Origin of the sequence: Halomonas sp. KHS3, assembly GCF_000830495.1 — a bacterium.
Taxonomy (GTDB): domain Bacteria; phylum Pseudomonadota; class Gammaproteobacteria; order Pseudomonadales; family Halomonadaceae; genus Vreelandella; species Vreelandella titanicae.
In genome coordinates, this window is sequence record NZ_JWHY01000009.1 from 138,153 (window position 1) to 159,717 (window position 21,565).

The 21,565-nt window shown below is 53.8% G+C and carries 16 protein-coding genes; 10 read left to right on the forward strand and 6 right to left on the reverse strand.

All coding sequences use genetic code 11. From position 1 onward, the window contains the following. Positions 1 to 306 precede the first annotated feature (306 nt). The 7 genes from RO22_RS18840 to RO22_RS18870 all read left to right on the forward strand — a co-directional run bounded on the left by RO22_RS18840 (position 307) and on the right by RO22_RS18870 (position 7,668). A complete protein-coding gene (locus tag RO22_RS18840) occupies positions 307 to 1,275 on the forward strand; it encodes an MBL fold metallo-hydrolase (RefSeq protein WP_022521434.1) in 969 nt (322 codons plus the stop codon). Positions 1,276 to 1,350: 75 nt separating this feature from the next. Next, the gene (locus tag RO22_RS18845) at positions 1,351 to 3,081 is read left to right on the forward strand and encodes an FAD-dependent oxidoreductase (protein WP_041159070.1); all 1,731 of its coding nucleotides are present in this window, start codon (positions 1,351 to 1,353) and stop codon (positions 3,079 to 3,081) included. Beyond that, positions 3,068 to 3,268 (forward strand): DUF2783 domain-containing protein, encoded by a 201-nt coding sequence (locus RO22_RS18850; protein WP_027958349.1) that lies wholly within the window; start codon positions 3,068 to 3,070, stop codon positions 3,266 to 3,268. The genes RO22_RS18845 and RO22_RS18850 overlap by 14 nt, the downstream gene beginning before the upstream one ends. An 83-nt stretch (positions 3,269 to 3,351) precedes the next feature. After that, on the forward strand, positions 3,352 to 4,659 hold the full coding sequence (hmgA, locus tag RO22_RS18855; protein ID WP_041159071.1) for a homogentisate 1,2-dioxygenase: 1,308 nt from the start codon (positions 3,352 to 3,354) through the stop codon (positions 4,657 to 4,659). A gap of 36 nt (positions 4,660 to 4,695) precedes the next feature. After that, on the forward strand, positions 4,696 to 5,715 hold the full coding sequence (locus RO22_RS18860) for a fumarylacetoacetate hydrolase family protein (protein WP_041159072.1): 1,020 nt from the start codon (positions 4,696 to 4,698) through the stop codon (positions 5,713 to 5,715). A gap of 11 nt (positions 5,716 to 5,726) precedes the next feature. Beyond that, positions 5,727 to 6,371 (forward strand): maleylacetoacetate isomerase, encoded by a 645-nt coding sequence (gene maiA / locus RO22_RS18865; RefSeq protein ID WP_041159073.1) that lies wholly within the window; start codon positions 5,727 to 5,729, stop codon positions 6,369 to 6,371. Positions 6,372 to 6,477: 106 nt separating this feature from the next. Continuing rightward, entirely contained in the window at positions 6,478 to 7,668 is a 1,191-nt protein-coding gene (locus tag RO22_RS18870) for a multidrug effflux MFS transporter (RefSeq protein WP_041159074.1), read from the forward strand. Between the two features lie 70 nt (positions 7,669 to 7,738). Here RO22_RS18870 and RO22_RS18875 read toward each other — a convergent pair whose 3' ends face one another. Continuing rightward, positions 7,739 to 11,269 (reverse strand): indolepyruvate ferredoxin oxidoreductase family protein, encoded by a 3,531-nt coding sequence (locus tag RO22_RS18875; RefSeq protein ID WP_041159075.1) that lies wholly within the window; start codon positions 11,267 to 11,269, stop codon positions 7,739 to 7,741. A 177-nt stretch (positions 11,270 to 11,446) separates the two neighbouring features. Between RO22_RS18875 and RO22_RS18880 the strand changes: the two genes are divergently transcribed. Continuing rightward, a complete protein-coding gene (locus tag RO22_RS18880; protein WP_022521426.1) occupies positions 11,447 to 11,929 on the forward strand; it encodes an Lrp/AsnC family transcriptional regulator in 483 nt (160 codons plus the stop codon). A gap of 184 nt (positions 11,930 to 12,113) precedes the next feature. Here RO22_RS18880 and RO22_RS18885 read toward each other — a convergent pair whose 3' ends face one another. The 3 genes from RO22_RS18885 to RO22_RS18895 form a co-directional block, all read right to left on the reverse strand. Beyond that, complete coding sequence (locus RO22_RS18885) at positions 12,114 to 13,574, reverse strand: sodium-dependent transporter (protein WP_041159076.1); 1,461 nt, start codon at positions 13,572 to 13,574, stop codon at positions 12,114 to 12,116. A 331-nt stretch (positions 13,575 to 13,905) separates the two neighbouring features. Then, positions 13,906 to 15,468: a sigma-54-dependent transcriptional regulator gene (locus RO22_RS18890; RefSeq protein WP_041159077.1), complete on the reverse strand. Its 1,563-nt coding sequence runs from the start codon at positions 15,466 to 15,468 to the stop codon at positions 13,906 to 13,908. Between the two features lie 33 nt (positions 15,469 to 15,501). Further along, entirely contained in the window at positions 15,502 to 15,978 is a 477-nt protein-coding gene (locus RO22_RS18895) for an Lrp/AsnC family transcriptional regulator (protein ID WP_022521423.1), read from the reverse strand. Between the two features lie 128 nt (positions 15,979 to 16,106). On the opposite strand from RO22_RS18895, the gene hppD reads away from it, so the two are divergent. Then, the gene (gene hppD, locus RO22_RS18900; RefSeq protein ID WP_022521422.1) at positions 16,107 to 17,213 is read left to right on the forward strand and encodes a 4-hydroxyphenylpyruvate dioxygenase; all 1,107 of its coding nucleotides are present in this window, start codon (positions 16,107 to 16,109) and stop codon (positions 17,211 to 17,213) included. Positions 17,214 to 17,227: 14 nt separating this feature from the next. After that, entirely contained in the window at positions 17,228 to 17,605 is a 378-nt protein-coding gene (locus tag RO22_RS24295) for a Rieske (2Fe-2S) protein (RefSeq protein ID WP_081742564.1), read from the forward strand. A 280-nt stretch (positions 17,606 to 17,885) separates the two neighbouring features. On the opposite strand, the gene RO22_RS18905 is transcribed toward RO22_RS24295, so the two are convergent. Continuing rightward, the gene (locus tag RO22_RS18905) at positions 17,886 to 18,953 is read right to left on the reverse strand and encodes a TRAP transporter substrate-binding protein (RefSeq protein ID WP_009286077.1); all 1,068 of its coding nucleotides are present in this window, start codon (positions 18,951 to 18,953) and stop codon (positions 17,886 to 17,888) included. A 77-nt stretch (positions 18,954 to 19,030) separates the two neighbouring features. After that, positions 19,031 to 21,382 carry a cytochrome P450/oxidoreductase gene (locus RO22_RS18910; RefSeq protein WP_200890267.1) on the reverse strand — a complete coding sequence of 784 codons (2,352 nt, stop codon included), beginning with the start codon at positions 21,380 to 21,382 and terminating at the stop codon, positions 19,031 to 19,033. Positions 21,383 to 21,565: the final 183 nt, after the last annotated feature.

A 21,565-nucleotide genomic window follows, 5' to 3' on the forward strand; every position in this document is an offset into this window, starting at 1 on the left:
CAGAAGTGGTGATGACCAAAATCCGCACGATAGCTGGGAATGTAGGCTCCAGCAATGCACCTATCATAAGGTGGAACAGTGCCGACAGATACTCTCCCTTGCAACTAATTTAACAATTTTATTTATTATACTTAAGTATTAATTTGCAATAATCACCTGATTTATTAAGAATTATCGTCAATACGATGCAAAAGACAGAGTGATTCGTCCATGAAACATTGGACATTTAGTTTCATTAGAAACTATCCTTCAAGCACACAACAATTCAATGAATACCTGAATCACCCTGATAGCACCGGAGATATCATGAGCAAGAAATTCGCGTCCCATGCCGATACCGAAGAGAAGAAGATCAGCTTCACCAAGCTGGCAGAAGGGCTCTATGCTTACACTGCTGAAGGTGACCCCAATACGGGCATCGTGATTGGCGATGACAGCGTGATGGTTATCGACACCCAGGCAACGCCCGTCATGGCTCAGGATGTCATCCGCCGTATCCGCGAAGTGACTGACCTACCGATTAAGCATGTGGTAATGACCCATTACCATGCCGTGCGTGTTCTCGGCGCTTCCGCGTACGATGCAGAGAATATCTACGCTAGCCAGAACACTTATGACCTGATCAACGAGCGTGGTCAGCAAGACTATGAGTCAGAAGTCGGTCGTTTCCCTCGCCTGTTCAAGGGTGTGGACTCTGTGCCTGGCTTAACCTGGCCAAACATAGTTTTTCAAGAGAAGCTGACGGTTTACATGGGTGAGCGTGAGGTACAGATCATCCACCTTGGCCGCGGACATACCAAGGGCGATACCGTCGTCTGGCTGCCGAAGGAAAAAGTAATGTTTTCCGGTGACCTCGTTGAGTATGGCGCCACCCCTTACACCGGTGACGCTTACCACGAGGACTGGCCTGCCACGCTTGATCGCCTGCAATCCATGCAGCCCCAAAAGCTGGTGCCCGGCCGCGGTGATGCACTGCAAACTGCCGAACAGTGCCAGGAAGCCATTCAGGGCACTCGCGACTTCCTAAATGATATGTATGGAAGTGTTAAAGCGGGCAAGGCGGCGGGCAAGTCTCTCTCCGAGTGTTACGCCGAGACCTACGCGGTACTTAAGCTGAAGTATGGTCACTGGGTCATCTTCGATCACTGTGTGCCTTTCGATATCACTCGCTGCTACGACGAAGCAGGCGGCGAGTACCCGGATCCCCGCATCTGGACGGCAGAACGCGATACCGCTATGTGGCACTCGCTACAGGACGCCGTCGAAAATCAGTAAGTGCCACCAGTGACACCCACTGATCATGCCCAGCAGTCGGGTGTCACGCACCCGACGCTGAACGGGAGCAAATAGATGCCAACAACCTATAAAAATCCTGTCTATCCTTATCGGCGCCCGCCTGAACTCGATATTCAAGAAGTTCGCCACTATCCGGTAGTGATTGTCGGAGCGGGACCTAGCGGCCTCGCCGCCGCCATCGACTTGGCTCACCAAGGCGTTAATTCGATTCTTCTGGACGATAACAACACCGTTAGCGTGGGGTCGCGGGCCCTGTGTTTTGCTAAACGTTCGCTGGAAATTGTAGACCGCCTGGGTTGCGTCGAGCCGATGCTTGCAAAAGGCGTCACCTGGCAGCACGGTCGCGTCTTCTTCCAGGATCGCGAGGTCTATGACTTCAACCTGCTGCCAGAAGACGGCCACCGTATGTCCGCCTTTATTAACTTACAGCAGTATTACTTTGAAGAGTTTCTGGTCAACCGCACTCACGACTTTCCAGAGCAAATTGACCTTCGTTGGAAACATAAGGTCATTGATGTCGATGCTCAGCCTGAGTGCTCCGCCATCAAGGTCTCTACCCAAGACGGTGATTACCAGCTGACTTGTGACTACCTCCTCGTCTCGGATGGAGCTAACAGCCGAATCCGAGACATACTGGGCCTTGAGTGCAAAGGCCAAGTATTTCAGGACAGATTCCTGATTGCTGATGTGGTGATGAAGGCCGACTTCCCTACAGAACGCTGGTTTTGGTTTGACCCGCCCTTTCATCCCAATCAGTCAGTCCTGCTGCACAAAGAACCGGACAATGTGTGGCGTATCGACTTTCAATTAGGATGTGATGCTGACCCGGAAGAAGAAAAGAAAGAAGAGAACATTCGCCCACGAGTTCAGGCAATGCTTGGCCAAGAGGTGGAGTTCGAGCTTGAGTGGGCCAGTGTCTACACCTTCCGCTGCCGTAAGATGGATAATTTCATTCACCATAGCGTGATATTCATAGGTGACGCGGCTCATCAGGTATCCCCCTTTGGCGCCAGGGGCGCCAATGGTGCCCTACAGGGTGTGGATAATTTAGTGTGGAAACTAGCCCGCGTTCTCAAACAGCAGGCGCCAAAAACGCTTTTGTCCACCTACAACACTGAGCGCCAGCATGGCGCGGCAGAGAACATCCTTAACTCGACCCGCGCCACTGATTTTATTACCCCGAAGAGCCATATCAGCCAAGTGTTCCGAGATGTGACGCTGGAGCTGGCTGAGAAACATGCCTTCGCACGTAGCCTGGTCAACAGCGGTCGCCTTTCCATGCCCTGCCGCTATGACACCTCACCGCTCAATACACCCGATGTTAATGGTGGCCCGAGAGAACTGCGCCCCGGCAGCCCGGCCAAGGACGCTCCCATTCGATTGAGAGAAGAGAACGCCTGGCTACTCAATCAATTTGGCGATGGCTTTGTGTTGTTACTCGACGGCCGCTTTGAGGATGGACACACCAACACGCTTGCCGCGCCGTTGAAAGAGCTGTTAGGCCGTCGCACTGATTTAAGCCTGGTGGTCGTTGGCCCAGCAACGGATGAGCTTAGCGCTCTACCGCGCACAACCATCGTAGACGATTCCGAGGGGCTAGTGACACAACGATATGGCCTGAAAGCAGGTGGCGGGTACCTTATTCGCCCTGATCAACACGTTGCTGCCCGCTGGCACGCCATCACGGCCCGCAGGGTTGAAGACGCATTAGACCGCGCGCTGGGCGTTTATCTTGCGGGTGCCGCTGACACTACCTTCCAGGAAAGCTGCCATGCCAAGGCTTGAGCTGAATTCGAACTTCACTGATCCAGACGCCTTTTACGCTGCGCTCACGGCGCTACATCGCGACCGCAGCGAAACAGAGAGCGAGCGCATCAATGCACGCCTGATTCTCTTACTTGCTAATCACATCGGCGATCAAACCGTGCTTGAAGAAGCGATTTCCCATGCGGTTGGTGATGGCGATCAATAGCCGCGCCCCTTGGTTTATCAACATACAGTTTTATCAAAATATAGCTTTATCAAAATAACGTTCCAATAAAGCAGGTCTTAACAATGAATGAACAATTGAAATATCAAAATGGATTTCATAATCACTTTTCAACCGAAGCGCTGCCGGGTGCACTGCCGATTGGGCAAAACTCACCTCAACGCTGTGCTTATGGCTTGTACGCTGAACAACTAACCGGTTCCGCATTCACAGCGCCACGTCATCAAAACTTTCGCAGTTGGCTTTACCGCATTCGCCCTTCTGTCGTTCAGAGCGCTTACCAGCCACTAGAAAATAACAACGTACACACGGCCCCGTTAGACAAGCCAGCGGCGGATCCTAACCAGATGCGCTGGGATCCCGTTTCATTACCTAATGAACCGACTGATTTTATCGATGGCTTGTTTACCATTGCGGTGAACGGCGATGCGGGTACCCAGGCTGGCGTAGGCGTGCATGTCTACACCTTTAATAAAGACATGACCGAGCGGTTTTTCTACAACGCTGACGGAGAGCTGCTGTTTGTTCCGCAACTGGGCGCCATTCGTCTACGTACCGAGTTTGGTGACATCGAGATCGATAATGGTGAAATTGCCGTTATTCCACGCGGTGTAAAATTCCAAGTACGCAGAGCTCAGGGCGTTGATGCTGTGCGGGGATATATTTGCGAGAACTACGGTAGTCCCTTAGAGCTACCAGGCCTCGGCCCCATCGGGTCTAACGGTTTAGCCAACCCACGTGACTTCCAAAGTCCTGTGGCCGCCTACGAAGACCTGGAGGGCGACTACCGCTTAGTGGCTAAGTTCTCTGGTCGTTTCTGGGAGACAAAACTAAACCACTCGCCGTTAGATGTGGTGGCATGGCACGGCAACTGCGCGCCTTATAAATATAATCTGGCTAATTTTAATACCATCAATACGGTTAGCTTCGATCATCCGGATCCGTCAATCTTCACCGTCTTGTCGTCCCCCTCCGATACGCCGGGAATGGCGAATCTTGATTTTGTCATTTTCCCACCGCGCTGGATGGTTGCCGAGAACACCTTTAGGCCACCCTGGTTCCATCGCAATCTAATGAGCGAGTTTATGGGGCTTATTCATGGCGAGTACGATGCTAAAGCTGAAGGCTTCACACCTGGTGGCGCCAGCCTACATAACTCAATGTCGCCCCACGGCCCCGATGCTGAGACATTTGAAAAAGCCTCCAACGCTGAGCTTAAGCCCCACTTCATAGGCGATACACTGGCCTTCATGTTTGAGAGCCGCTACTTCTTTCACCCAACCCCTGCGGCTCTGAATGCTGATTTCCGTCAACGTGACTATGTGGATGTTTGGTCGACGCTGCGCTCCCACTTCAACCCAAGCCAGCCCTGAACCCTATACCACCCTGACGACAAGGATTGAATCACTATGAAACTGGCAACACTTAAGAAGGGCCGCGACGGAGAACTCATCATCGTCTCGCGTGACCTCTCCCGCGCTGTGAGCGCCGTTGATATTGCTCCCACACTTCAGGCTGCCCTCGAGAACTGGGAAGCGGTTAGCCCTCAGCTTGAAGAGCGCTATGCTCAGCTTAATAAAGGTGGTGCTGAAAACGCGTTTAAGCTTGATCAGAGTGCGCTGCACTCCCCTTTACCGCGTGCCTATCAGTGGGCTGACGGCTCCGCCTATCTGAACCATGTACAGCTGGTACGCCAGGCGCGCAATGCCGAGATGCCTGAAACCTTCTGGACAGACCCGCTCATGTATCAGGGCGGTAGCGACTGCTTCTTGGCACCCACCGATGATATCGAGGCGGTGAGCGAAGAGCATGGCATCGACTTTGAAGGCGAGATCGCTGTTATCACCGATGACGTCCCGATGGCAGTCACGCAGAAGGAAGCTGCCAAGCACATTAAGCTAGTAATGCTGGTTAACGACGTGAGTCTGCGTGGTCTGATTCCAGGTGAACTCGCAAAGGGGTTCGGTTTTTTCCAAGCAAAGCCCGCCTCTTCGTTCTCGCCCATTGCGGTGACCCCAGATGAACTGGGCGATGCCTGGCAGGATGGTAAAGTGAACCTGCCACTGACCGTGCACTTGAATGGCGAGAAGTTTGGCGAGCCTGAAGCCGGGCCAGATATGATTTTTAACTTTCCACAGCTGGTGGCCCATGCGGCTAAGACCCGCTATCTCGGTGCCGGCGCTGTCATTGGTTCAGGCACCGTTTCCAACCCAGACCCCGACGGCGGCCCTGGAAAGCCGGTGGCTGACGGTGGCGTTGGCTATAGCTGTCTAGCCGAAGTGCGCATGGTGGAGCAGATACTGTACGGCCAAGTAAAAACCCCTTTTATGCGTTTTGGCGACCGGGTTCGTATCGAGATGTTCGACCGCGATGGCAACAACATATTTGGTACGATCGATCAGCAAGTAGTGCAGTACCAGCCCAAATAAAGGAAGGCAACATGACGACGCTTTACGGCTATTTCCGCTCGTCGGCTGCTTACCGGGTGCGTATTGCCTTAAACCTTAAGGGACTGGATTATGACCAGATCCCGGTCAACCTGGTGAAAGGTGAGCAACGGGGTGACGACCACCTGATGCGCAACCCTCAGGGGCTGGTGCCTAGCCTGGTGTTGGACGATAGCTCGGTGATTAACCAGTCACTGGCGATCTGCGAGTATCTCGATGAAGTACATCCCGAGCCTGCCCTGCTGCCGATTAACGCGTTAGAACGGGCGCGGGTTCGTGCGCTCGCTCAGTCGGTGGCCTGCGAGATTCACCCACTCAACAACCTGAGGGTACTCAAGTATTTAGTGAGAGAAATGGGAGCGGATGAAGCGGCTAAGCTAGCTTGGTACCACCACTGGATTGCCGAGGGTTTCACCGCTCTGGAAGCAACGCTCTCCAATGCCCCCAGCAGTGGAGATTTTTGCCATGGCGACACCCCTACGCTTGCGGATATATGCCTGATTCCCCAGGTGTACAACACGGAACGTTTCGAGTGTGATTTGTCAGCCTATCCGACGATTCAGCGTATCGCTGCCAATTGTCGTTCACTGCCAGCCTTCGAAAAGGCAGCACCAGAGGTGCAGCCTGACGCCAGCTAAGTCAAGCTATACTAAGCAGGCTAACATAAGCGGGCGTCTTTCCATTCGGGAAGGCGCCCGCCTCGTGTCCGAAGGGGCATCACGTCCAACCATAAGGAGTTAAGGGGTGCTAAAGCTGCCCTCTACCGCCACCGTCGTGGCCCTGGCTGCAGTGACTGCGCTCGGCCCGCTGGCGACGGATATGTACTTGCCAGCCATGCCCGCCATGGCAGAAGCGCTGAATACTGGCCCAGACCGAATACAGCTGACCCTTAGCCTCTATATGGCTGGATTCGCTCTGGCCCAACTATTGTGCGGGCCAATCTCTGATCGCTTTGGCCGCCGCCCGGTGATGATCACAGGGTTATCGCTGTTTCTCGCTGCGAGCCTACTGTGTGCCTGGGCGCCTAGCGTCGAGTGGTTACTGGCAGGCCGCTTTTTGCAGGCCTTCGGCGGTGCTGCTGGACCGGTATTAGCACGGGCAGCGGTACGTGATATTCATGGCCCCATCGAGGCCGGACGTATCCTCGCCTATATGGCAAGTACCATGGCGCTCGCCCCTGCTCTGGCCCCTGTGGTAGGCGCGGGGTTACTGCTGTTTTTTGGCTGGGAATCGGTGTTCGTGGTGCTGGCGCTCTACGCGGCAGTGATGCTGGCGGTGCTGATACTTATGCTGCCCGAGCCGTTGGCGAAGGAGCGGCGGCAATCGATCCACCCGAAATCCGTACTGGCTAACTTTCGCTTACTACTGACTCAGCGTGCCTTTATTGGCTACACCTTGGTGAATGCTGCCGCGTTCTCCGGGTTATTCGCGTACCTTTCTGGCTCATCTTTTGTGCTCATCGAGTACATGGGCGTCGCCCCTACCCTTTATGGCGTGCTGTTCACGCTGATTGTCGCGGGCTTCTTCGTCGGGACGCTGGTCAGCGGCCGATATAGCCACCGCTTGGGTCGTGATCGCCTCATTACCCTGGGCACCGTAATCTGCGCAACTGGGGGCCTCGTCATGGCGGGCTTGGCTGCCGTTGGCGTCCATCACCCCTGGGCGGTGGTGGGCCCCCATATAGTGTTTATGCTGGGGGTGGGCATTTTGATGCCACAAACAATGGCCGGTGCACTGGCGCCCAACCCTCAATGTGCAGGCGCGGCATCTTCCTTGTTTGGTTTTCTGCAAATGACAATTGCCGCTGTGGTAGGTGGATTAGTCGGGCAATTCCACAACGGCAGCTCGCGCACCATGGCCTTGACGATCGGGCTGATGGGGCTACTCGCCTTGCTAAGCCACTGGCTGCTGGTACGCCGCCGAAAAGAGGCTTAGTGGGTCGTTGTATAGATGCATAGCAAAAGGCCACGCATTACGTGGCCTGTTCTTACCTATATGAGTCAACTCAAGCGGCTTCCACAGCGATGGTCTTCGAGTGACCTTCGCGTAGCTCCACCAGCAACGTCTCGCGGCGCTCGTTGGCTTTCTCGGCAGCTGCTTCGCGAACTGGCCCGAAGCCACGAATCTCTTCCGGCAGCTTAGCCAGCGCCAAGGTAGTCCCATGATTAGTGCCATCAAGACGAGCCACTAACTCATCGATAAGCTGCTCGTAATCAGCCAATAAGGCGCGGTCGAGCTTGCGGTCGGCGCTGAAGCGGAAAGGATCGAGAGCCGTGTTGCGCAAACCGCGCATCTTTGCCAACGCGCCCATTGCCTTCAGCATCCAGGGGCCGAAGCGGCGCTTCACTGGACGCCCCTGAGCATCCTTACGACCACCTATAAGCGGCGGCGCCAAGTGGAAGGTTAACTGGTAATCACCAGAAAACGTTGCTTTGATCTCATCTAGAAAATCGCTCTGGGTGTAAAGTCGCGCCACTTCATATTCATCTTTATACGCCATCAAACGATAGAGCTGATGAGCAACGGCCTCACTCAGTGATTGGCCACATTTTAGCGCTGTTTCTGCTTCACGCACTTTAGTCACCTGGGTCACGTAACGTTCAGCCCAGGCTCGGTTCTGATAGCGCTCCAGGTGGCGACGATTACGCGCTACCACTTCGTCCAGTGTGGCATTCGCGGACAGTGGCATCTTATCCAGGTGCTGCTGGAGGTAATCGGGTTCCACCGCTGCCAAGCGCCCCCAGGCAAATGCTTGGCGGTTCTTTTCCACTGCGACGCCATTGAGTTCTAGAGCACGCTGCAGCGCAGGCTCAGAAAGCGGCACCAGCCCTTGCTGCCAGGCAAACCCGAGCATCATCATATTGGAGAATACGGTATCCCCTAGCAGCTGTTCAGCTAGGCGATTGGCATCTAGAGAAGCAAAGCGTTCATCTCCTACCGCTTCACGCAACATGTTAAGACGCTTGCTGGGCTGCATATCCGCATCGCGATAAAGCACATAATCCGCTGTGGCTAGCTCGGCCAGATTCGCCACAATACGCGTGGTCGGCTGCAGCACATTCAGCGCTTTCTGAGAACTCGCCACCACCATATCGCAAGCGATCATCGCATCGGCCTGCCCCGCTTCGATACGTACCTGATTAAGCTCACTGGGCTGAGATGCCAAGCGCACATAGCTCAGTACTGCCCCACCTTTTTGCGCAAACCCCATAAAGTCGAGCACGCTGGAGCCCTTGCCTTCCAGGTGTGCCGCCATGGTGATCAGTTGCCCGACGGTCACCACCCCCGTGCCACCAACGCCCCCTACCAGCAGGTCATAAGGAGCATTCAAAGGGGCGATAGCAGGACTAGGCAAATGCGCTATACGTTTCCAAAAGGCATTATCTGCCGCAACGCCCTGGCCTTTACGCAGCCCGACACCTTCTACAGTGACAAAGCTGGGACAAAAACCACTGACGCAGGACATGTCCTTGTTACAGGAGGACTGGTCGATTTTGCGCTTGCGACCTAGCTCGGTCTCGCGAGGCACCACCGATAAACAGTTGGACTGTACGGAACAATCACCACAGCCTTCGCAAACATGGTGGTTGATAAACACCCGGCGGGCAGGGTCTTCCAACTGACCGCGCTTGCGCCGACGACGTTTCTCAGCCGCGCATGCCTGATCATAAATCAACACCGTACAGCCTGGAATTTCGCGCAGCTCACGCTGCAGCGTATCCATCTCTTCGCGGCTATGGAAGGTAACCTCTTTAGGGAATTCCTTTTCATGCCCCCGGTACTTCTCCGGTTCGTCACTGACCACCATGACTCGGCGAACGCCCTCATCCAGCGATTGCCGGGCAATCATGGGCACGTTGATTTGCCCGTCCACAGGTTGTCCGCCCGTCATGGCAACCGCGTCGTTGAACAGAATTTTATAGGTAATATTAACGTTGGCAGCCACTGCCTGGCGCACGGCCATTGAGCCCGAGTGAAACCAGGTGCCTTCGCCTAAGTTCTGGAAAATATGGCCATTGCCGGTAAAGCGGCTCTTGCCCACCCAGTTAACACCTTCGCCACCCATCTGAATTAACGATTCAGTGCTGCGATCCATCCACGAAGCCATAAAATGGCATCCGATACCCGCCAGCGCCTTGCTGCCTTCGGGTACCTTAGTCGAGCTATTATGCGGGCAGCCGGAGCAGAAATAGGGCATGCGGCGTACACCGCCGAGCTCCTTAACGCCGGCTTGGCAAGCATCAACGGTTGCCAGCTTGTCGCTAAAATCAATCTTGAAAAAGCGCTCCAAACGCTCTGCCACGAAGCCTGCCAAGAGACGCGGGCTCAGCTCTCCAACAAAGGGAATCAAGGGCTTGCCGGTTTCATCTTGCTTGCCGGTCACGATGACCTCGCCTGGATGATCGGGTTCCGACATGTACTCCTTCAGCTGGCTTTCGATAATGCCGCGCTTTTCTTCAATGACCAGCACCTCGCGCTTGCCATGAATAAACTCAAGGATGCCGGGGCGATGAAGCGGCCACACCATCCCGACCTTATATATCTCAATCCCTAGATCACGCAGTTTGGCTTCATCCAGCCCCAACAAACGCAGCGCTTCAAGTAAATCCAGATGGCCCTTGCCTGTGGTGACTAGCCCAAAAGTCGCCTGTTCCTGGCGAAATAGATACTGATCAATCGGATTGGCCGTGGCAAACGCCTGAACGGCAGCCAGCTTGTGCTCAAGGCGAGTCTCAAGCTGTGGCCCCGGCAGATCGGGCCAGCGGTAGTGCAGCCCGCCTTCCGGCATATCGAAATCGGGCGTTACATATTCTGGCAAGGGAGGCACGTCCACCGACGCGCCACTCTCTACGGTTTCAGAAACGGCTTTGAAACCCACCCAGCAACCCGAGAAGCGTGAAAGTGCATAGCCCCAAAGCCCAAAGCGTTCATATTCCGCCAATGATGCAGGGCTCACTACCGGCATGAACCACGCCATAAAGGCGACATCAGACTGGTGTGGCATGGAGGACGACACACACCCATGGTCATCCCCGGCGACCACTAGCACACCGCCAGTCGGCGAGCTACCGTAGGCATTACCGTGCTTTAAGGCATCGCCCGCGCGATCAACGCCAGGCCCCTTGCCGTACCACATGCCAAACACGCCATCTACTTGCTTATCGGGGTCTGTCTCGACTTGCTGGCAACCCAGCATCATGGTGGCGGCAAGGTCTTCGTTTATAGCAGGGACAAAATCGATGTGGTGCTCTTCCATGGCGGCTTTCGCCCGCCAGATCTCTTGGTCTACACCGCCTAAGGGCGAGCCTCGATAGCCGCTGATGAGTCCTGCCGTATGGCGGCCATTGTGGCAATCAAGCTCGGCTTGGCGTAAGGCGATACGCACCAATGCCTGGGTGCCGGTGAGAAAGACACGGCCTTCTCCGCGGGTATAGCGATCGGCCAGCGCATAGTCATCGAGAAGATTGTCATCGAGTGCAATATCGAGAGGCTGGGCAATAGAACCCGCCTGCTCAGCGATCGAGGGGGTTGTCATGGGAGTTCACCAGTACGGTTGAAGAGTTATGGTTGTAATACGCTTGAGTCTAGCCAAGAGCGCACTAAAGGTGCTTGCTAATTCACTCTTCAAAAGCCTGGTTATTGATCATTACTTTCATTTTTTGAGATTTAACGCAATGATATTCAACAAACCACAAACAAATGAAATGGCACTATGAAAGAAGCGACCAAACTAATCACCTTAGACAGGCATGATCAGCGCATTCTTACCCTGCTTCAGCAACAGGGGCGCATTACCAACAATGAGCTCGCCGAACAGATCGGGCTATCCCCCGCCGCCTGCTGGCGACGTGTAAAGGCTTTGGAAGATAGTGGCGTGATCCGCCGCTTTGCGGCGTTGGTGGAACCCAGCCTGGTGGGCCAGCCACTGTCGGCATTGGTGATGGTGACGTTGGTTCGCCACCACATCGACAACACCGTCGAGTTCGAAAACCGCATCCTGCAATACCCAGAAGTGCTGCAGTGCTATGCCACTACCGGCAACGCGGATTTCGTGCTGCGAGTGGTTATCGAAGACATGGCGGCTTATGACCGCTTTCTGAATGAGAAACTCTTCACCTTGGATGGCATTTCCCAGGTCAATTCCAATTTCGTGCTACGTAATATCAAAGAAGAGACCGCTATTCCGATTCGCTAACAAAACGCTGCTATGTAACGTCAACCGCAACGTTAGCCCACAACTTAAAACAGGAAGTGGCAGGGCAACTGGCAGCAGGCAAACCGGCTCATTGTATCCCTCTAACGTAAAGCGCCCCCATCTGTGGATGGGAGCGCTTCAATCTCTCTATTCAGATCTATTGAGCACTTGTTCCTGAAAAGCTTCAGGAAGCCGGTTGACGTAATCGCGGGCTAGCGAACTCTCCTACCACGGTGATCAGCACCAGCAGTGCTAGCAACCACGGCCACTGAGTACCTATCTGGAGTGTCGCTAGGCCCAGCGTATCAATGAAAATTAACACGATGCCTAATGGGCTGACGTAACGCACCATAAATAGCCACAGTGCATGCTGGGTACGGGAGAGCCCTAGCTCCTCCCTGAATATTTCAGTACGCAGCAGGAAACCTGCCATTAGCGCCATACCCAAACCGCCTAACGGCATCATCCAGCGGGAGGTCAGGTAGTCCAGCCAATCGAAGAAAGTGCGACCTGCAAACGTCCAATCCGCGCCCATGTTGAATGACAGCATTGCCAAGGTACTCACCAACCACAGCACGATACCCACACCCCACGATGCTCGTTTACGCGTCAGCCCTTTGCTTGCAACAAGCCAGGCGACTGTCGCCTCAATCATCGAAATCGACGACGTAAGCGCAGCCATCGACAGCATGACAAAGAACAGAACGCCAAACAGCGTACCAAACGGCATCGCTTGGAAGGCCAATGGCAAGCTCATGAAGATCAATCCTGGCCCTTGGCCGGGATTCATTCCGTTTGCGAAAATAATCGGGAAAATAGCCAAGCCTGCCATTAGTGCGACAACGGTATCGGCAATGGCCACGCTGAATGTCGTGCGCGCGATGGAGTGCCCTTCTGGCAGGTAAGAGCCGTAGGTAAGAATCGCACCCGATGCGAGCGACAAGGTAAAGAAGGCATGCCCCAGCGCTGCTAATAATCCTTCACTGCTTAACCCTTCGGTATTGAAAGAGAACAGGAAAGACCATGCTTCAGCAAAGCCACCGGAAAAAGCACCGTAGCCGATCAATATACCCAGCATGATCACCATGCCTGGCATCATCCAGCTGACACTCTTTTCAATGCCAGCCTGTACGCCTTTGCCGACGATGAACATGGTCAGCACCGTCACTAGCGTACTCCAAGCACCTAGCGTGAAAGGGTTGGCATTATTAGCGGCGAAAATTGCTGCCATGTCATCGACGCTATTACCGGCCAGTCCGCCGCTCAGCATTTTCCACAGATAGGAAAATGACCAGCCAGCGACTACGACGTAGAACGACAGAATCATGAAACCACAGAGCATGGCCATCCAGCCAAAGATCGACCAAAAACTACCATGGCCCGACTCATGCACCACCCGACGGATAGCGTCAACCGGGCTTCCTCGCCCACGGCGGCCAAAACTGATTTCAGCCATCATGATGGGGACGCCTACCGCCAATATGCAGGCCAGGTAGACCAGCACGAAAGCGCCACCCCCGAACTCGCCCGTGATGTAAGGAAACTTCCAGATATTACCGAGTCCCACTGCAGAACCAGTGGCTGCCAGTACAAATCCCCAGCGGCCCAGCCACAGCGTATTGGGAGGCGTATTTGTCGTTGTCATTGGGAAACCTTATAAATTGATATTGTTTTTTAGGCTATTTATTTATGAGCAGCTAGAACAGCTACTTAAGAGCGATTAGCTACTTATAAAAGCCAACCAACTGTGATCAACCAGTCATCAAGAGCAATCTATAAAGAGTCTATGGGGATAGCGATAGGGCAGGAATGGGGTCACATCGCATTGGGCGCGATGCTACCCACATAAGAGAGGTGCAACTGTAAACTAATCGTTACGCTTAAGAGGATATGCCGAGGGCAGGGGTCTTGCCGTTGCGTTTTTCTGACACCCCGTAAACAAATCGTGACAGTTAATTCACCTGCCATGGGACTTTTTAAGAATCTTCTTGAGCACCAATGCCGTAACGCTTGAGCTTATTGGCAATAGTGGTGTGCGAAACGCCCAACCGCTTTCCTAACTGGCGGCTGGAAGGATGCTGTTGATACAACGTACTTAAGATATTTCTTTCCACCTCCCCTAACATGTCGCTCAAGCTTCCCTCTAAGGGAATGCCAGTAAGCGCAGGCGACACTTCGCTGTGCGGAAGGCGCAAATGCGCTGGCTGAATGGCCGTCTCTTCGCATAATGACACCGCCTGAAACAGCACATTTTCCAACTGACGCACATTACCCGGCCAGTCGTAGCCGGTTATCTTTTCCAACGCAGCAGTCGAAAGCTCCGGTAAAGGACAGCCTATCTGACGCGCCGCACGATCAAGCACATAGGCCGCCAAGTCTTCGATGCCGTCCAGGCATTCGCGCAAAGGGGGCACCTGTAGAGAGAGCACATTGAGACGGTGATAAAGATCTAGCCGAAACAGACCTTCACTACATAGCTGAGGTAGGTTTTGCTGAGTGGCGCAGATCACCCGCACATCAAGAAAGGTCTCTTCGTCGCTCCCAACTCGACGGAATCCGCCATCCTGAAGGAAGCGTAACAGTTTCGTCTGCAGCCGAGGGCTCATTTCACCGACTTCATCAAGAAAGACCGTACCGCCTGCATTAAGCTCCAGAAGGCCAAGCTTTCCTTCCGGGCGAGCGCCCTCGAAGGCACCGGGTGCGTAACCGAAAAGCTCTGTTTCGGCCATTGATTCAGGAAGCCCAGCACAATTAAGCACCACGAACGGCGCTTGCCCACGGGGGCTGGCCAAATGACAGGCTCTGGCCACTAGCTCTTTCCCAGTTCCCGTTTCACCCATAATCAGTAGCGGTGCGTCTAATGGCGCCATGCGACGCGCCTCGTTGATCACGGCCTCCAATCGCGAACTCGATTGAAAGATGGCTTCAAAGCCACGCAGCTCTTGGCGCTGTACTTGATAAATACGGGCACCGATGCGGTCAGCACGATGTAACGTCATAACCGCTCCGGCTAATGAATCTACATTCGTGTCTTCGGTGTGCAGGGGAGCGATATCAGCAAGATAGGTATCGCCTTTCAGCTTGATCCGCAGCCCATTGATGCGTGAGTTGTTACGGCGAATTAAATCGGGAAGGTCTACCTCATCAAGGTAACGATCCAGCGAGAGCCCTGGTACTTCTTGAACACGCACCCCCAATACCTGGACAGCAATACGGTTGGCCGCCACAATCCGACCCTGCATATCTATCGACATCACTGGGTCAGAAAGCGAGGATAGCAGCGCATCCAACTCCAAATGGCGCCGTTCGCTGGGCATCAAGCTAGCGCGCTTAACACCAAACACACCGGGAATGCCTTCCAATACTGGTTTAAGCGTACTCAACTGAGCATTAAGTAATTGTGGGACATGTAGATAGATGGTACTGCCGTGATCGCCCCCCACTTCACCTCGCGCGACATTAATTCTGTAGTCAGCAAATTGGGCCACAATATCGCGAAGAATGCCGATTCGATTCTGACAGTGAAATTTAAGACGCATAGAACCCTCACAGCACAAAACAAACGCAGTTACTTAGCCACCTTCCACCGGCAACCCCTGCTCCTCTTTCATACTACGCAGTATTATTTCAGAGCGAACCTGGGTGACATTAGGATGAGGTAATAAATGATGATGAATAAAGTCCGAAAACGCTGTTAGATCCTTGGCGATGATATGTAACACATAGTCTGCGTCTCCCGACACAGAATAGGCCTCACGAACCATGGCGTGCTTCGTCAGTAATGTCACAAAATCATCATCCATGCTTTCACCATGAGCTTTGAGATTAACCCTGGTGATAGCGCGCAGCCCAAACCCTAGGCTAGTAGCATCAAGCCTAGCCGAATAGCCCTTAATCACACCTTCGGCTTCTAGCCGCGCTTTGCGTCGGGAGCACTGAGAGGGAGACAGGCTGACTCGCTCACCCAGCTCTGAATTGGTGAGGGCTGAGTTCTTTTGCAATGCTGACAAAATTGCAAGATCATAACGATCCAATGAAATTCCGTGCATACAGCACTCCTTTTGCGCACATTCTATGCACTATTTGGCTGCATCTTAGGTTAGTTTGCAACCTAATTGTACCGGCTCTTCCCTATACTGAACTTGTCACCCAACAAGACAATAAAGGAGAGACAACGATGGGCCCCTTCCCTCATGACGCACCCAAAGCAACCATAAATGATGCAAACCCAGCGGGCACAGATGGCTTCGAGTTTGTTGAATTTGCACACCCCGAGCCGGAAAAACTAGATAGTTTATTTCGGCAAATGGGTTTCGTTCCCGTTGCAAAACATCGTGACAAGTCGATCACCGTTTATCGACAAGGCGATATCAACTACCTTCTTAACAGTGAGCCTAACTCGCATGCGTCAGCATTTATTGAGGCGCACGGCCCCTGTGCTCCAGCAATGGCTTGGCGCGTCGTTGATGCTCAGCATGCGCTAAAACGTGCCGTCGACTTGGGTGCAGAAGAGTTCACAGGTAATAAGTCCATCGATGCGCCTGCGGTTATTGGCATAGGCGGTTCGCTGCTTTACTTTATTGATACGTATGGCGAAAAAGGCAGCTGTTATTCAAACGAATTTGAGTGGTTCGATGAGGTAGATCCTAATCCTAAGGGGTTTGGTTTTTACTATCTTGATCACCTCACTCATAACGTTATTCGCGGCAATATGGACACATGGTATAAGTTTTACCATGACACCTTTAACTTCCGCGAAATACGCTACTTTGATATCACCGGTAAAATGACAGGCCTTACCAGCCGTGCATTGACTTCTCCCGATGGTAAAATTCGCATACCCATTAACGAAAGTGCCGACGATCACAGTCAGATTGAAGAGTACTTGCGCGAATATAACGGCGAAGGCATTCAGCATATCGCCATTGCCACAAACGACATCTACTCCGGTACTGACTTAATCGCTGATGCAGGTCTCGAATTTATGCCTGGCCCGCCGAGCATCTACTACGAAAAGTCGCTAGAGCGTGTTAAAGACCACCAGGAGCCTCTCGATAAACTGCGCAGCCGTGGCATTTTGATTGACGGCGAAGGTGTCGTGGGCGGCGGTGAAACCCGAATTTTGCTACAAATTTTCTCCAAAACGGTGATTGGCCCCATCTTTTTCGAGTTCATCCAGCGTAAAGGCGATGATGGTTTTGGAGAGGGCAATTTTAAAGCACTTTTCGAGTCCATCGAAGAGGATCAGATTAACCGCGGCGTGTTGCAAAGTACCGCTGAATAGTAAAAGGGCACACCGTGCATGACGCTTGGCGTAACTATGAAAATGCCCCCCAAGAGGGGGCTGTTATTTGCCCTTCTAGCGCTATACCAGAAGGCAAAGCACGCTGCGTGGAAGTAATGAGCAGCAATGGATCTTTCCCGGTCATTGCAACACGCATAAATGGCACGATTTATTGCTACGTTAATGCCTGCCCCCACCAATATTTACCTTTAAACTATCGGTCGGACAGTATCATTTCATCAGATGGCCACCGTTTTCTATGCAGTGCGCATGGGGCGGCGTTTGACATTAAAACGGGAGACTGCTTAACAGGCGACTGTGACAAACTTGACGCCATACCTGTCGTTGAAGACTTAGCAGGCAACTTATGCATAAAGCATAGAGAGCCTTAACAGTATCACTTCATAAATTCTAACTTATTTTTATCTCTAGTTAAAAACCTGACAACCATGGCCAGATCGAATAAATAACCCACAATTATTCAGCCACATCATAAGCGAACTCAACGAGTTCGCTTATGAGCAATACAGCTCCTCAGAAACGCTATACTCACCAAAAGCCTATTACTGCCTAGATCAAGACTCCCTCATTCCGATACGTTTTGCCAATATATCTTTCTCTAAGCGAGGCAGCATTGACTGAATACGAGTTAGCACATTAAAAACACGTATTTTAGGCGTCTGGATCAACCACATCGTCAGCGCTCAGGCCTTCATCGTCGCCTGCGACAACCTGCAATTGTTCGAGAAAGAATGCGCGGGCGGCCTCTCCATCAACATCTTTCGCAGCGGCCACTTCAAACCAGTCGCTGGGGAGGCTGGCCGCCAATTGCATGAAGTTTTCGACCTCTTCAGAAGGCAACTCGATAAAGGTGTTGCCCTCCTCCTTGGCAAACTCAACGCCACGCACATCGACGGTATCCATCATGAAACCAAACAGACGGGACAGCTTTTCGCCTGAGACATCCATAATGGCGTTACGGTCTTGCTCGGAAAGCGACTGCCAGGTATCAGGATTGATGACCAGGGAAAAGCTGCCACGATAGAAGCCGCCCGGCATTTGTACCGTGTAGGGCAATACCTCGGCTAATCGAAAGCTCTTAAGTCCCTCAAGGGTTAGCATTGCACCGTCGATCACTCCTTGCGTGGCTGCTTCGTATGTCCCACCTGGCGGTAGTGCGACACCGGTGAGGCTTAGCGCGCTGGAAATATCTGCCATCACGCCGCCCCCTATACGCGCCCGTCTACCTTGCAAATCGTCAAGGCTTTCGATCGGTTCAGCCAGGAAGAGCGCCCCAGGGCCATGCACTCCCAAACCCAGGACTTCTACGCCGCGATGCTCTCCGGCATCGCTTAGGTATTCTTGGTGAGTACGCCAGTAAGCCACGGAGGCATTTTCTGATGAAAAGTCTTCAAAGGTGGGGAATTCCGGTAGTTTGGTCAGCTCAAAGCGCCCTGGCATTAAACCGTGGAAGAGCCAGGTGACATCGGCGACACCGTCTGCCACCAACTCCATTTGCGCGTTAGGCGGCCCAAGGTCGTGGGTCACATTGACACTGACGCGACCATCGGTCGCCTCTTCAACCCATTTCCCCCATGTGGGCCAGACGATGGTATTAACGCCGTGGTTAGGGCCCGCCCAGGTACTCACTTGAAGCACGGTATCGGCCGCTGCCGCGCCTTGAAAAGAGCTCAAGAGCATCAGGGCTGAAAAGGTGGTCAAAGTCGCCATTTTTTTCATTGTGATTATCCTTTTTGATGGTTCATGTACCCGATGGTGCCAGTGTAAAACAGAGGTTCTTTTAAGGGTGTTAGCGTTTAGAGCGCCAGAGTCAGGCGCTTGCCCGCTGCCCGCGAGCAGCAGGCCATCATGCGATCATTTGCGTCGCGCTCAGTACGGCTGAGCACTAGGTCTCGGTGATCGATATGCCCCTCGATCACAGCCACTTCGCAGGTACCACACAGGCCTTCGCAGCAGTCGCTCGGTACATCCACCCCCGCCGAGGTTAGCGCCTCAAGCAGGGTCTGGTGGTTACCGACCTGCAGCGTCAGGTCGGAGTCCGCCAGCACTACTTCGAAGGCGTGCTCGTTCTCAGGATCGAGGATGTTGGAGCGAGCGGTGAAGTGCTCAACGTGCAAGGTACCCTCGGGCCACTTCTCCGCCAGCGACCCAAGCGCCGCCAGCAGGCGCTCAGGGCCGCAGGCGTAGACCTGTTCACCTTCGGCTAGGCTGCTAAGTGCACTCGGTAGATCAAGGCGACACCCTTCATCACCGGCATGGAGGGTTAGCGCGGCGCTATGGTCACGTTCGACTCTCTCCAAAAAGGCCATGGTTCGCCGTCCGGCACCGCAGTAGTGGAGTGCATAGGGCTTGCCGAGAGCCTTGAGTCGATCCGCCATGGCAATAATCGGCGTGATGCCAATACCACCGGCTATCAGGGTATAGCGCGTTGCCGTCTCGTCCAGGTGGAAATGGTTCTTGGGGCCAGCGATATGCAGTACATCCCCCGCCTTGACCGTATCGTGGAAGTGCACCGAGCCGCCGCGCCCCTCGGGTTCTCGTAGGATGGCGATGGAAAGACGGTTACGGTCATCGCGTGTCCCGCACAGTGAGTAGTAGCGGCGCCACTCTCCCGATACCAGCTCTATATGCGAACCGGGGGTCCAGTCGGGTAACTCACGCCCATGGGGATCCACCAAACCAACACAGATCACCGCCTCAGCTTCACGTTTCACCTCGGCGACCACGACCCGACGCACGATATCCTCCTTGATAGGTGCGCCAATATGGAAAAGCGTAGGGTTCTCCAACACAGCGTGGTGTCGCCGTTCAGGATTCTGCGCAGGCTCCCACTCCACCCATAGCGACGTGGGCCCACGGAAAGAGGTGTTGGGCAGATACTCAAACGGTTGACCCTCGACTAGATCTATATGGGGTAACCGACGGACAAATTCATCAAGGATGATGCGCATCTCCATGCGGGCGATGTTCTTCCCCATGCACTGGTGCGCACCGTAGCCGAAAGTGAAGTGCTCCGCTGAGTTATGGCGGTAGATATCAAACTCGTCAGGATTTTCAAAGTGTCTCGGATCGCGGTTGGCCGACGCCTGCACGATTAACAGCCTCCCCCCCTTCGGAATCGTCTTGCCCCCTAACTGGGTGTCTTCGGTCGCGATACGTCGCCAGGCCACGACCGAACCGGCGGCGCGCAGGCACTCCTCGATGGCGCTGGGGATCAAAGCAGGGTTCTCGCAGATGTCGTTCCATGACTCCCGGTTCGATAGCAGAGTACGAAAGGCATTGGTGGTGGCGAACGCGGTGGTCTCATGGGCAGCCACCAGAATGGCCATCATCATCGAGCGCAAATAGCTCTCCGGCACAATGTCAGGATGCCTGTTGTGCATGCGGATAGAGTCGTACATCCACCCCTCGCCGCTGGGATCGGCACACATGCGGTCGAGGATAGTTTGTGCGGTTTGCCAGAACTGGCCCACATCCTCGGCAATCTGCAGTTGCTGCTCCGGGGATGGGCGGCCCCAGGTATTCAGCGTGTGGGCAACCGAGAACTTGCGAAGCTCCTTGGCATCTTCATTGGGAACACCCAGGAAGCGCAGTGCGACGGTCATGGGAATTTCCCGAAACATCTCGCCCACCAGATCTGCATGCCCCTTGTCGATGAAGCGATCCATATAGTCACGCACCAACTCACGTACCCACGCTTCATGCTTCTCAAGGTTCTCGGGCAGGAAGGCATCCATCAGGAGGCGGCGGCGTTCCATGTGATCCGGTTCATCCTCGTTGACCATGGTACGACGCATTGCGAAACCGTAGCCCTCGAGAATTTTCGTCGCCTCGGGCGGTGCGGGGGTTAGTTTCTCCAACGCGATAGAGGGCGAGAAGGTGACATTGTCACGGAAAACCGCCTTCACATCTTCATAGCGGCTCACGACCCAGTAGTCGAGTTTGGGACTGTAGAACACCGGCTCCTGTTCGCGAAACCAACGCAGCGCCTCAGCGGGGTCAAGCTGATAAGGCGCATCGAAGGGATCGAATTCGGCCGCTTCAGGGGAGACAGGGCAACCGGTAGGCGATAATGCCACGGACGCTTGTGATGGTTGAAAAGGGCACTCGCCTGATGCACTACCAGAACGGTGAGACACTGATGCCATGAAGGGCTCCGTAAAATTAAGTGGCTCGTATTTGTTTTACTTTTATCGAACACTTAGTTTCTTTTAATGCACAATGAAGGTAGGCAGTTTCTGTCGGCGAGTCAACTCCTCAGCGTAGCTGCGTTAGTCTGTATCGCTTGGCTAACTATTGAGTCCTGTTATCGCGCCCACTTACCGAACCCT